The 12,542-nt window shown below is 66.0% G+C and carries 10 protein-coding genes; 8 read left to right on the forward strand and 2 right to left on the reverse strand.

From position 1 onward, the window contains the following. Position 1 precedes the first annotated feature (1 nt). From TO66_RS30665 to TO66_RS30700, 8 genes are all read left to right on the forward strand, one after another. Complete coding sequence (locus TO66_RS30665; RefSeq protein ID WP_044465738.1) at positions 2 to 1,027, forward strand: hypothetical protein; 1,026 nt, start codon at positions 2 to 4, stop codon at positions 1,025 to 1,027. Positions 1,028 to 1,050: 23 nt separating this feature from the next. Further along, on the forward strand, positions 1,051 to 3,018 hold the full coding sequence (locus TO66_RS30670) for a vWA domain-containing protein (protein WP_409077206.1): 1,968 nt from the start codon (positions 1,051 to 1,053) through the stop codon (positions 3,016 to 3,018). A 10-nt stretch (positions 3,019 to 3,028) separates the two neighbouring features. Next, positions 3,029 to 3,745 carry an ABC transporter ATP-binding protein gene (locus TO66_RS30675; RefSeq protein ID WP_044465739.1) on the forward strand — a complete coding sequence of 239 codons (717 nt, stop codon included), beginning with the start codon at positions 3,029 to 3,031 and terminating at the stop codon, positions 3,743 to 3,745. Continuing rightward, entirely contained in the window at positions 3,729 to 4,952 is a 1,224-nt protein-coding gene (locus TO66_RS30680) for an ABC transporter permease (protein WP_156162108.1), read from the forward strand. The genes TO66_RS30675 and TO66_RS30680 overlap by 17 nt, the downstream gene beginning before the upstream one ends. Continuing rightward, positions 4,942 to 6,486: an SUMF1/EgtB/PvdO family nonheme iron enzyme gene (locus tag TO66_RS30685; protein ID WP_044465740.1), complete on the forward strand. Its 1,545-nt coding sequence runs from the start codon at positions 4,942 to 4,944 to the stop codon at positions 6,484 to 6,486. The genes TO66_RS30680 and TO66_RS30685 overlap by 11 nt, the downstream gene beginning before the upstream one ends. A gap of 53 nt (positions 6,487 to 6,539) precedes the next feature. Further along, on the forward strand, positions 6,540 to 7,271 hold the full coding sequence (locus TO66_RS30690; protein ID WP_044465741.1) for a hypothetical protein: 732 nt from the start codon (positions 6,540 to 6,542) through the stop codon (positions 7,269 to 7,271). A gap of 10 nt (positions 7,272 to 7,281) precedes the next feature. Beyond that, on the forward strand, positions 7,282 to 7,782 hold the full coding sequence (locus TO66_RS30695; RefSeq protein WP_044465742.1) for a hypothetical protein: 501 nt from the start codon (positions 7,282 to 7,284) through the stop codon (positions 7,780 to 7,782). 66 nt (positions 7,783 to 7,848) lie between these two features. Beyond that, complete coding sequence (locus TO66_RS30700) at positions 7,849 to 9,264, forward strand: VWA domain-containing protein (protein WP_044465743.1); 1,416 nt, start codon at positions 7,849 to 7,851, stop codon at positions 9,262 to 9,264. Positions 9,265 to 9,418: 154 nt separating this feature from the next. On the opposite strand, the gene TO66_RS30705 is transcribed toward TO66_RS30700, so the two are convergent. Together TO66_RS30705 and TO66_RS30710 are read right to left on the reverse strand one after the other, a co-directional pair. Then, positions 9,419 to 11,395, reverse strand: coding sequence for a methyl-accepting chemotaxis protein (locus tag TO66_RS30705; protein WP_044465744.1), 1,977 nt, complete (start codon positions 11,393 to 11,395; stop codon positions 9,419 to 9,421). A gap of 190 nt (positions 11,396 to 11,585) precedes the next feature. Next, a complete protein-coding gene (locus TO66_RS30710; protein WP_044465745.1) occupies positions 11,586 to 12,506 on the reverse strand; it encodes a LysR substrate-binding domain-containing protein in 921 nt (306 codons plus the stop codon). Between the last annotated feature and the right edge of the window lie 36 nt (positions 12,507 to 12,542).

Here is a 12,542-nt window from a genome sequence, read left to right on the forward strand (position 1 = left end):
AATGCCCATTCGAGTCGACCTGCTCGCGTTAGAACCCAATGCACCCGGCCAGGCCCGCCTGACCGTGAAGAAATGGCAAGGCAGCGCGCAGAACCTGGAGTTCTCGATCCAGCGCAACCAGGATGCCTTCTACCTGCAGCACGGCCAGCAGTGGAGCAACAGTCCCTACTGGTTCCAGGTCTCCCGCTTCGACCAGGATGCCAGCGGCGAAGCCCTGGAAACCCTGGTCGGTCCGGAGGTCGTCGACCCGTTGCTGGAAGGCAGCGCCAACTCCAACTTCCAGATCGAGCTGCGCGAGCAAGGCCCGGGCTTCAGCGACAAGGGCGTAGTGCGCCCCGGCGCCGGCCTGTTGCCGTCCACCGCGGGCGGCCAGACCCGCTCGACCTACGACGCCGGTCACCTGGCGGCAACGGCGGCGGTCGCCCCAGAGATTCCTCAACTACCGGAACTGCCCTTGCCCGAGCCTGAGCCTGAGCCTGAGCCGGAACCCGAGCCCACCTTCGTCATCAGCGAAACCGAGCCCCTGGCGCCCCCTCTGGCGACGAAAAAGAACAAGCCGCTCTGGATCTGGCCATTGCTGCTGATCCTGGCGCTGCTGATCGCCGCCGCGGCCTGGTTCTGGCTGAAGAAGCCGCAAGCCCCGGCGCCGGTTGCCAGCGCGCCGGCGACCACCGCCGATGCCGCGGCCTGCACCCTGGAAAGCATGAACAGCCAGCCCGAGCTGGCGTTCGTCCAGGCCTGCATCAAGGCCGCGCCGGCCAGCGCCCAGTTGCTGGAGATCATCAACCTGGCCAAGGCCAACAAGCACTGCGGCGTGGCCCAGCGCCTGTACGCCAACCGCGCCCAGGCCGGCGACCTGCAGATCGCCAGCGCCTATGCCCATGAGTACGACCCCAAGTACCACCAGGCCAGCAGCTGCTTCGCCGAGCCCGACAAGGCCACGGCCGCCTACTGGTACGAAACCATCCTCAGCCATGAACCGGACAACGCGGAAGCCAAGCAGCGCTTCGAGGAGTTGCAGAAGTGAGTCGCGCATCCCTGAACCGCTTCCTGCTCGGCGGCGCCGCGCTCCTGGCGCTGGGCATCAGCTCCCTGTCCCAGGGCGCCGACCAGCCGCTGATCCAGGCCGGCAAGAAGACCCTGTTCCAACGCGTGCTGACCACCCCGGGCTGTCACCTCAGCCCGTCGGCGGGCGGCGCGGCCGGCGAGGCGCAACCGACCTTCTCCCGCTTCTATGTGTATGAACGGGCCCAGGCCGGTAACGCCGAATGGCTGAAAGTCGGCCCCGACAGCTACGGCAAGACCGTCGGCTGGCTGCCGGCCAGTTGCACCACCGACTGGAAAATGCAGCTGACCCTGGCCTTCACCAACCCGGCCAACCGCGACCGCCTGCTGTTCTTCAAGGACCGCGCCACCGTCGAAGGCATCCTCGATGCGCCGGACCCGGTGAGCAAGGTCGCGCCGCTGCGCGCCAAGCTCAAGCAGGGGGCCCAGGCGCCCGGCGTGCTGGCGCAGGAACCGGAGTACTTCGTCGACCTGCAAAAGCAGTTCTACCTGCTGCCGATTCTCAGCGGCGAAGAAGTGATGACCGAAAGCGGCTTCCGCACGCGCCTGCTGAACGTCGCCTCGGTCAGCAAGGACGAGGACCAGCACGCCAAGGGCAGCAACGCCGCGGGCGCCAATGGCGGCGCCGGTGGCGACGTCAATGCCAGCAGCCAGTTGAAGGAATTCAGCGCCGCGGTGGTGTTCGTCATCGACTCGACCATCTCCATGGACCCCTACATCGACCGCACCCGCGAGGCGATCCGTAAGGTCTACCAGCAGATCGAGGCGCAGAATCTGGGCAAGCAGGTCAAGTTCGGCCTGGTCGCCTTCCGCTCCAGCACCAAGGCCGTACCGGGCCTGGACTACGTCACCAAAATGTACGCCGACCCCAACCAGGTCAAAGACAGCGCCGACTTCCTGGCCAAGGTCGCGGACCTGAAACAGGCCAAGGTGTCCAGCAGCAGCTTCGACGAGGACGCCTATGCCGGCGTCATGCACAGCATCGACAAGGTCGACTGGAGCCAGTTCGGCGCGCGTTATGTGGTGCTGATCACCGATGCCGGCGCCATCGAAGGCGACGACAAACTCTCGAACACCGGGCTCAGCGCGACCCAGGTGCGCCTCGAGGCGGCCAAGCCCGGCGTCGCCATCTACACCCTGCACCTCAAGACCCCAGCGGGACTGAAGGACCACAGCAAGGCCCAGGCGCAATATCAGAACCTCTCGACCTATCCGGGCACCAACACCTCGCTGTACTACCCGGTCGACGCCGGCGACGTCCAGGCCTTCGGCCGCAAGGTCGACGCCCTGGCCGCCGCCATCACCTCCCAGGTGAAGGCCGCGTACATGGGCGAAGACGCCATTGGCAGCGCCCTCAACGCCAAGCAGGACCCGGCCGAGAAGAAAATGCTCGAGGACGCCGCCCTGATCGGCCACGCCATGCAACTGGCCTACCTCGGCGAGAAGACCAACAGCAAGGCGCCACCCGTGTTCAAGGCGTGGATCACCGACCGCGACCTGATCAAGCAGAACATCCCCACCACCGACGTGCGGGTACTGCTGACCAAGGCCCAGCTCAGCGACCTCAGCGACGTGATGAAAAAGATCCTCGACGCCGCCAACGAAGGCCTGATCTCACCGACCGAAATGTTCGAGCGCCTGCGCTCGGTGGCCGCCACCATGGGCGCCGACCCCAACCAACTGAAGCAGAAGGGCAACGCCAAGCTCGCCGAGATGGGCGTGCTCGGCGAGTACCTGGAAGACCTGCCGTACCAGAGCGAGGTGTTGAACCTGGATGAGGAAACCTGGAAGAGCTGGGATGGCCTGGCCCAGGAGAAATTCATCCGTACGCTGAACACCAAGCTGCGTCACTACCAGCGCTACAACGCCGACGTCGACCGCTGGGTGGCTCTGGCCAAGGACAGCGACGCCCGGGACAACGTGTACCCGGTGCCCCTGGAAATGATGCCTTAACGAGACGCCCATGCTGGATATCAAGAACCTGCTGGTGCGCCGGGGGGAAGGCGCGCAGGCGCACCAGGTGCGCCTGCCGGAGCTGCGTATCGGTGCCGGCCAGATCCTGGCCATCACCGGCGAAAGCGGCTGTGGCAAAAGCACCCTGCTCGAAGCCATCGGCCTGCTGCTGCGCCCCGTGGAACTGCAGCGCTTCAGCCTGAGCCCGGCGAACTCGCCGGCTGCGGCGCCGCTGGACATCGGCCAGTTGCTCGCCGCCGACGACCAGCCGGCCCTGGCGGCGGTGCGCTCGCGGCACCTGGGGTTCATCCTGCAGAGCGGCGGCCTGCTGCCCTTCCTCAGCGTCCGCGACAATATCCGCCTGCCCCGCCGCCTGCTCGGCATGCCGCTGCACAGCGAGCACGTCGACCAGGCCATCGCCGCCCTGCGCCTGGAAGCGCTGCTGGACAAGCGCCCCCAGGCCCTGTCCATCGGCGAGCGCCAGCGGGTCGCCTGTGTCCGGGCGATTGCCCATGAACCGCAACTGCTGCTGGCCGACGAACCCACGGCGGCGCTCGATCCCCACAGCGCCAGGCGCCTGTTCGAGTTGCTGTTGAGCCTGGTCGCGAATCTGGGGCTGAGCGCCCTGGTGGTGTCCCATGACTGGGCCTTGCTCAAGGACTTCGGCTTGTCGCGGCTGGCCGCCACCAGCCGCCAGGGAGAAACGTCGTTTGAACCTTTGGATTGATCGCCTGCGCCTGCTCGGCAAGCTGGCCATGGAAGACCTCTGGCACGACCGCAAGGTCTCGCTGTGCATCGCCGCCTCGCTGGTGGCGGTGATCGCGCCGCTGTTGCTGCTGTTCGGCCTCAAGCACGGGGTGGTCAGCCAACTGCAGGACGAGCTGCTGCGCGACCCGCGCAACCTTGAAGTGAAGATGCTCAGCAGCGGCAACTACAACGACGCCTGGATCGAACGCCTGCGCCAGCAGCCGGAAACCGGCTTCGCCCTCGGCCAGACCCGCTCGCTCAACACCCAGGCCGACCTGTTTGTCGGCCTGCAGCGTTTCGTCGAAAACGCCGAGATCATCCCCACCGACGTCGGCGACCCCCTGCTGAACCTGCCGCAGATCAACCCCAGCGGCCATCAGGTGATCCTCAGCGCACAGGCCGCGCAGCGCCTGCAGGCCAAGGTCGGCGACAGCGTGCGCCTGCGCGCCGAACGGCGCCTGGACGGCAACCGGGAACGCGGAGAAGTGACCCTGAGCGTGATCGCGATTCTCGACAGCGCGCGTTTCGGGCGCGCCGCCGGGTTTGTCGCGCCGGCCCTGCTGCTGAACCTGGAGCGCTTTCGCGACGGCTATCAGGTCAGCGAGTTCGGGGTCGACAGCGGCAAGCCGCTGGGCGACCTGCAGCCGCTGTACGCCCGGGCCCGCCTCTATGCCCGCGATATCGACCAGGTGGCGGCGCTGGAGCGCTGGCTCAACCAGCAGCACATCGAGACCTCCAGCCGCCTGGCCGACATCGACAACGTCAAGGCCATCAACCATGTGCTGGGGCTGATCTTCGGGGTCATCGCCCTGGCGGCGCTGATCGGTTGCGTGGCGTCGATGGTCGGGGCCTTCCTGGCCAACATCGACCGCAAGCGCAAGAGCCTCGCGGTATTGCGCCTGCTGGGGTTCGCGCGCCCGGCGGTGGCCGGCTTCGTGGTGCTGCAGGCGCTGTTCCTGAGCCTGGCCGGCTACCTCGGCGGACTGGGGTTCTACTGGGTCGGCAGCCAGCTGTTCGACCGCCTGCTCGGCAGCAGCCAGGCCACCGGCACCTTTGTTTGTCACATCACGATCTGGCACGGCCTGGCGGCCCTGCTCATCACCTTTCTGGTCGCTGCGCTGGTTGCCGTCATCGGCGCCGCGCGAGCCATCAGCATCCAACCTGCGGAGAGTCTGCGTGAGCTATAAACGTTTCGGCTGGCTGTTGCCCCTCAGCCTGGGCTACCTGCTCGACGCCTCGGCCGCGGGCTGGGAAGAGAAGTTCTACAACCCGATGCCCCAGGACAACGACGTGGTCCTGCCCATGCCCTGCGAAGGCTCGATGGTGTTTCGCAAGGTGTTCATTCCGGTGGCCGGGCCGCTGGACGATTACCCGACCAACATCGGCCAGGACGGTTCGGAGTACGGCTACGTCGAGCAGACGCGGCCGACCTTCATCGCCGGCAGCTTCACCGGGGCCAAGAGCGACAAGTCCCGCTACTACCTGCTGGCCAAGTATGAGATGAGCCAGTTGCAATACGCCGCCCTGACCGAAGATACCTGCCCGACCGCCTCGACCAAGATGCGCCTGCCGCAAGTGGCGATCAGTTGGGTCCAGGCCGTGGAGGCGGCGGACAAATACAACCTGTGGCTGCGCAAGAACGCCGCCGCCAAGCTGCCCAAGGAAGACGGCGCGCTGGGCTTCCTGCGGCTGCCGACCGAGGTGGAATGGGAGTTCGCCGCCCGGGGCGGAATCGAGGTCGGCACCGCCGAATTCCGTGACACCCGCTACCCGATGCCGGAAGGCCTGAACGCCTACGAATGGTTTGCCGGCGCCCAATCGGCCAACGGCAAGCTGCAACTGAGCGGCCTGCAGAAGCCCAACCCTCTGGGCCTGCACGACATGCTCGGCAACGCCGACGAGATGATGTTCGAACCCTTCCGCCTGAACAAACTCGATCGCCAGCACGGCCAGGCCGGCGGCTACGTGGTGCGCGGTGGCAACTACCTGACCGCCCAGGCCGACCTGCGGACCTCGCTGCGCAAGGAGGAGCCGTACTACAACAGCGAAGGCCAGGTGAAGAACAAGACCACTGGCCTGCGCCTGGCCCTGGTGTCGCCGACCCTGACCTCCCGCGAGCGGGTGGCCAGCATCGAAAGCAGCTGGAAGAAACTCGGCAACGGCGCCCCGGCCAACGCCCCTTCGACCCCCGGCACCGCCCAGGCCCTGGGCACCCTGGCATCGGGCGTCGAGGACAAGGCGCTCAAGGAGAAGCTCCAGGCCCTGGAAAACCAGCTGCGCGCCAGTAACCAGCAACAGGAAGAAACCCGCGACCAGGCGATCCGCGCCAGCCTCAACCTCGGCGCCTTCCTGTGCACCAAGATGCTCGACGACGGCCAGTACGTGGATTTCCTGCAGAAGAACTACGCCCTCAACTGCGAATCGGCCGAGAAAGACGCCACCTGCGACATGCGCAAAGGCAAGCTCGACGAGCAGAAGGACCGCCTGCACAAACTCAGCCGCTACTACGCCAGCAGCCTGGTGGAGTCGGCCTCCCTGTACGGCCAGCCGCTGATCGAACCGCAGGTGCCGGTGATGGAGGAAATCATCTCGCGCAACAAGCAGCTGCAAGACCTCAAGCCGTACCTGCGCACCCACTGGGCCAATCAGAAAACCTTCCTGCAAAAGCAGAAGATCGACACCGAGGCCTGGCTGAAGAGCTGCAAGTCCGTGACCCAATAGCAACACCCGTACCGCTATAAAAAATGCCCATATCGTCTACCAGGAGCACCCCCATGTCGCGCAGCCTTCGGACTCGCTTCAAGCTACAGATCGCTTTCATCCTCGCCGGCAGCCTGCTGCTTGGCGGCTGCGCCAACACCGGCAGCTCCTTGCTGGACGACGATGCAAGCCCCGATCCGCGCCTGACCCAAGGCAACGACGCGCAGTTCTTCAGCAAATCCGGCTACCAGGCCTGCGCCGTCGGCGCTGGCATCGGCATCCTCAGCTGCGCCCTGTCCAACAGCAATAACAAGGCGGTATGCGCTGTCGCCGCGGGCATCGCCGCCTGTGGCGTGGCCATGGGCGCCAACTACTACCTGGACCAGCGTCGCAGCGAGTACGCCGACACCAGCACCCGCCTGCAGAAAATGAACGCCGACGTGCAGCAAGACACCCAGAATGTCATCGCCCGGACCGCGACCGCCCAGCAGGTGATCAGGGACGACCAGGCGCGCATCGCCCAGATCAAGCGCGACATGGCCAACAAGAAGCTGGACAAGGCCAGGGCCCAGACCCAGATCGCCGAGATCGACCAGAACATCGCCCGCCTGCGCAAGGACCTGACCAACATGCGCAACAAGGCCACCGAGTATGCCAAGGTCGCCGACATGGAACGCGCCCAGGGCTCCAGCGCGGAAATCAAGCAGGTCGACATGAGCATCATGAAGATGAACGCGAAAGTCGCTGCGCTGCAGAAAGAAGTGGACGCCCTGTACAGCCAGCGTTCGGCAATCACCCTGGGTTGAGATCATGAATATGAAGCCAAGACACTGGGCGACGCTCGCCCTGGCCCTGACCCTGGGTGGCTGCGCCAGCAACCCGGGCGATTGCGACGCGACCGACCGCGATGCCAGCCTGCTGACCAAGATGAACTGCGACTACTCCGGTGGCTACAGCGAACAGGTCAAGCAGAAGGAACAGGCCCTGACCGCCTCCCGTCAGGAAAACGCCATGTTCCGCCAGGTATACGACAATATCGCAGCCCAGCAGGCCAGCACCCGCAAGGACCTGGCCAGCCAGCAGCAGGCCCAGGCTGCGCTGAACCAATCCCTGGGGCAGTTGCTCAAATCGCTCAAGTCCCGGCATGGCAACGAGAGCCAGGTGCAGAAACAGATCGCCGGGCTCGAGCAGCAACTCAAGGCCTCCCAGGCCAAGAGCGCCAGCAACACCCCGACAGCCCTGGCCGCCAAGCAGGAAGAACTCAAGGCCCTGCAGAAGAAGGTCAACCAGCTGCAGTTCAGCCTGGGTTACGAGTAACCCGCTCCCTTTTCAACCTTGCAGGCATCTTTCGGGATGCCTGCGCCCTTTTCAGGAATCGTCTGCATGCAACGGGTCATCAGGGATGGTCAGTTCACTGTCGACAAGGCCGATGCGCTGTCGGCCAAGGTCGCGCTGATCCAGAAACACTTCCCGCCCACCATCGCCAGCCTCTATGCCATTCCCCGCCAAGGCAGCGGCGAGGTGCTGGAATGGTGGACCGAGCTGGGTGGCCAGCCGACGCCCTATGCCGCGCTGAACGAGGACCAGCAACGGCGTTTGCTGGACCTCTACCAGCAGCGCCAGGAAGCCCTGGGCCGACTCGCAGACGAGTTGCAAAAGCGCAACGAGCCCGACGCCGCCAGCCTGCGCACGCTGATCGGCCCGCCGGAGCTGGAGGACCTCTATAGCCTCAACGGCGAGCCGCTGGTGATTCGCTGGGGCCTGCGCCCACCCAAAGCCGTGCCACCGCCGGTCATGGTGCCGCCCGTTGTGGCGCCGCCAAGCCGCAATGGCTGGAAACTCGCCGCGGCATTGCTGGCCCTGCTGCTGTTGCTGCTCCTGCTATGGGCGGCCTACTGGTTTTTCTGCCCGAAAAGCCATCCCGTGGTACCGGAGCCCAAGGCGCCCGCGCCCGTCGAGACGCCCGCCAAGGCAGCGGAACCGGTCGTCGAGCCGGTCGCGCCCCCGGTCGCTCCAGAGCCTGTCGTGCCCCCCACGCCAGAGCCAGCGCCAGCGCCGGAACCCGCACCGCCACCACCGCCGCCACCGCCACCGAAGCCCAAGCCCGCTCCGGCCCCGACCCTGGACAACTACGCCTGCCGCAAACAGGCGCCTGATGCGGTGCCACCGCAGTTCGTGGTGGTCCTGGATACGTCCGGCTCGATGAACATGAACATCAAGTCGGTGTACGACGATGAAGTGTGGTTCTTCGGCAGCGAACTCAACCAGTTCCTCGATCCGGCCCGTGCCGAGCGGATCTTCACCCCACCAAGCCGGCTGTCGGTGGCCACCGAGTCCCTGACCGGCATGATCAATGGCCTGGACCCGAAGATCGATACGCGCCTGATCACCTTCAACGGCTGCGCCAGCCAGATCGACCATGGCGTGTTCCGGGCGGCCGACCGGCCGCGCCTGATCAATGGTATCCGCGGCCTCCAGGCCAACGATGGCACGCCATTGGCCGCCAGCCTGGCCAAGGCGGCGAGCACCGTGGACGGACGCAAGAACGATGCGGTGATCGTGATGTTCGTCGACGGCGAGGACGGCTGCCAGCAAGACGTCTGCGCCGTGTCCCGGAAGATCGCCGCCGAGCAGCCGCGCCTGCGGGTCAACGTGGTGAACATCGGGCGCGGCGGCCCTTCGCGCTGCATCGCCGAGAACACCGGCGGTCGGGTCTACAGCAGCAACGACGCCGCCGAGCTGGGCAAGGCCCTGAAGATGGCCAGCAAGGAAGTGTCCAGCAGCACCAAGTGCAACTAGGCCAGCACTGGCGTACCGCCTCGTCCAGGGCCGCTTCGGCGGCCTCGGACGAAGGGCGTAGCGCCAGGTCGTTGGCGGTCTGGCGTTATCGCGGGCAAGCCTCCTACAGACACCACATGACCTTGTAGGAGCGAGGCTTGCCCGCGAAGCGCTGTCAGCGGAAGCGATCGACCTCCTGCCGCAGGTCCGCCGCCAGTTGCTCCAGCTCCTTGGCGGTAATCGCCAGGTTGGAGACCACCTCGCGCTGTTCGCTGTTGGCCAGGGCGATGCTTTGCAGGTTGCTGCTGAGCAGGGTCGCAGTGCTGCTCTGCTCCTGGGTCGCGGTGGTGATCGCGGCAAACTGCTCGCCGGCCGCGCGGCTCTGCTCGTCGATGCGCGCCAGGGCCGAGGCGACATTGGCGTTGCGGGCCAGGCCTTCCTGCATCAGCACGTTGCCTTGTTCCATGGTGGCGATGGCGTTGCCGGTTTCCTGCTGGATGCTGTTGATCATCCCCGAGATTTCGTCGGTCGCTTCGCGGGTCCGCGAGGCCAGGTTGCGCACCTCGTCGGCGACCACGGCAAAACCGCGACCCTGCTCGCCGGCGCGGGCGGCTTCGATGGCGGCGTTGAGCGCCAGCAGGTTGGTCTGGTCGGCGATCGAGGTGATCACGCCGACGATGCCGCCGATTTCCTCGGAGCGCTGGCCCAGAGTGTTGATCACCGTGGCGGTGCTGTTCAGGGCGCCGGCGATCTGTTCCAGCGAGGCCGAGGCTTCATCCATGGAGGTGCGGCCGATGCGGGTCTGCTGGGCATTCTCCTGCGCCAGGCGCTCGGTGTTGCCCATGTTGTCGGCAATGTTCAGCGAGGTGGCGCTGAACTCTTCCACCGCCCCGGCCATGCTGCTGATCTCGCCCGACTGCTGTTCCATGCCTTCATAGGCGCCCCCCGACAGCCCGGACAGCGCCTGGGCCCGGCCATTGACCTCCTGGGCCGCCTTGCGGATGTGCTCGACCATGGTCGACAGCGCCTGGCCCATCTGGTTGAAACTGCCGGCCAGCTGGCCGATTTCATCTTGGCTGGCGACCTTCAGGCGCGCGCTCAGGTCACCCTTGCCCAGGGCATCGGCCTGGCGCACCAGGTCGCCCAGCGGCGCCAGTTTGCTGCGCAGCAGCCAGACCGTGGCGCCCACCGCCAGCAACATCGCCAGCAGGCTGCCGATGACCAGGCGCGTGCCGACGCTCCAGGTCACCGCGCGGATTTCGGCTTTCGGCATGCTGGCCACCACCGACCAGGGCCCACCTTCGAAGGGCACGACCACGCTGTAGAAGTCCTCGCCCTGGTCGCTCCAGAAGCGCCCCTTGCCCGGCTGCCTGGCCAGCTCGGCCAGGGTCTTCGCCGACTGTTCCGGGGCCTGCACGCCAGCCGGCGGCACCAGCCATTTCTGCTGTTCGTCGAGCAAGGCCAGGGAACCGGTCTGGCCGATGCGGAAACGCTTGAGGTTGTCGAACTGGGCGTTCTGCGCGTCGGTGTAGTCGAAACCGACGAACAGCACCGCGATCACCTTGCCGCTGCTGTCCCGCACGGGCGTGTACTGGGTCATGTAGAGGCGATCGAAGAGCAGCGCACGGCCGACATAGCCCTGCCCGGCCATGAGCTTCTGGTAGGCCGGGTGCGCGTGGTCCAGCAGGGTGCCGATGGCGCGGCTGCCGTCCTGTTTGCTCAGCGAGGTGCTGATACGCACGAAGTCGTCGCCGCTGCGCACGAACACGGTCGCCACACCGGCGGTCATCTGCTTGAACTCGTCGACTTCCTCAAAGTTGTTGTTCAGCACCACATCACCCAGGTGCAGACCGGGGGTCTGGGTACCGGCCACCGTCACCGGCTGCTCCAAGTGCAGGCTCAGGCCGCCGCTGAAGCGCTTCTCGAACAGCCCGCTGAGGCGCTGGGTACTTTCCCGCAGGGTGCCGTGGAAGGTGTTGAGCTGGTCGGCCAGCAGCCGCGCCTCGCTGGCCAGGTGTTCTTCCCGGGTGTCGAGGTTGGCGGCGTCCAGCGAACGCAGGGCGAAAACGGTACTGCCGCTGATCACGACCGCCAGTATCACGGCGAGGGCAAGACCAAGCTGCGAGGCGATCCGGGCACGAGGTTGAGGCATGACAGCTCCTGGCCGAGAGACCGGATCGTCCTGATCTCGTCCCACGCTCGGCGATTTCTTCTAGTAGGAATGAGGTGTCGAAACCATCCAGAACGAAGGTTCCACTTCCAAGGATTCGGCGGCGTCGATCAATACTTGAGCGAATCGGACGGGTATCGTGCAGGCCCCTTGCCACGGCACCTTCATCGTTTCAGCCGAGGCGCTCTACCGCGGGCAATTGCATGGCCCGGACCTCGTTCTGGAGAAAATCGCTGAGGCGGCGCAAACGTTCACCTCCGGGCCGGGTCTTGGGCCATACCAGGTAATAGTTCTCGCCACTGGCCACCGCTGTCGGCCACGGCAGGCTCAGGCGTCCCTGGGCCACATCCTCGGCCACCATCAACAGGTCGCCCATGGACACCCCATAACCACGCGCCGCGGCGATCATGCCCAGCTCCAGGGTGTCGAATACCTGGCCGCCCTTGAGCGACACCTGTCCGGACAGCCCCATGCGCTCCAGCCAGTTGCGCCAGTCGCGACGGTCCGGGGTCGGGTGCAGCAGCTCGGTGGCCGCCAGCCGCGCCACGTCCCAGGGCTGATCGTTGAGCAGGTTCGGCGCCCCTACCGGGATCAGCAGTTCCGGAAACAGGTAGCTGGCCTCCCAGTCCGGGGGAAAGTGACCATTGCTCAACAGCACCGCGCAGTCGAATGGCTCCTGGTTGAAGTCCACCGAGTCGACGTCCATCCAGGCACTGGTCAATTGCACTTCGTTGCCCGGCTGCAAATGCCGGAAGCGGCTCAGGCGCGCCAGCAACCAGCGCATGGTCAGGGTCGAGGGTGCCTTCATGCGCAGGATGTCATCCTCGGCGCGCAGGGTATTGCAGGCGCGCTCGAGGGCGGTGAAGCCTTCGCGGATGCCCGGCAACAGCAACCGCGCGGCCTCGGTCAGTTGCAGGTTGCGCCCGCTGCGCTGGAACAGCCGGCAGGCGAAGTGTTCTTCCAGGGTACGGATATGCCGGCTGACGGCACTCTGGGTAATCGACAGTTCCTCGGCCGCGCGAGTGAACGAGCTGTGCCGCGCCGCGGCCTCGAAGGCGCGCAAGGCATACAGGGGCGGAAGACGACGGGGCATGGCAGCACTCCACAGGCGCAAGGGCGACAACTTAGC

It is taken from the genome of Pseudomonas sp. MRSN 12121, assembly GCF_000931465.1.
Taxonomy (GTDB): Bacteria; Pseudomonadota; Gammaproteobacteria; order Pseudomonadales; family Pseudomonadaceae; genus Aquipseudomonas.

Excerpts from the sequence above, each read along its gene's own strand:
- TO66_RS30665 (WP_044465738.1), top strand. The coding sequence starts at position 2 with ATGCCCATTCGAGTCGACCTGCTCGCGTTAGAACCCAATGCACCCGGC.
- TO66_RS30675 (WP_044465739.1), top strand. The coding sequence starts at position 3,029 with ATGCTGGATATCAAGAACCTGCTGGTGCGCCGGGGGGAAGGCGCGCAG.
- TO66_RS30690 (WP_044465741.1), top strand. The coding sequence starts at position 6,540 with ATGTCGCGCAGCCTTCGGACTCGCTTCAAGCTACAGATCGCTTTCATC.
- TO66_RS30695 (WP_044465742.1), top strand. The coding sequence starts at position 7,282 with ATGAAGCCAAGACACTGGGCGACGCTCGCCCTGGCCCTGACCCTGGGT.
- TO66_RS30700 (WP_044465743.1), top strand. The coding sequence starts at position 7,849 with ATGCAACGGGTCATCAGGGATGGTCAGTTCACTGTCGACAAGGCCGAT.
- TO66_RS30705 (WP_044465744.1), bottom strand. The coding sequence starts at position 11,395 with ATGCCTCAACCTCGTGCCCGGATCGCCTCGCAGCTTGGTCTTGCCCTC.
- TO66_RS30710 (WP_044465745.1), bottom strand. The coding sequence starts at position 12,506 with ATGCCCCGTCGTCTTCCGCCCCTGTATGCCTTGCGCGCCTTCGAGGCC.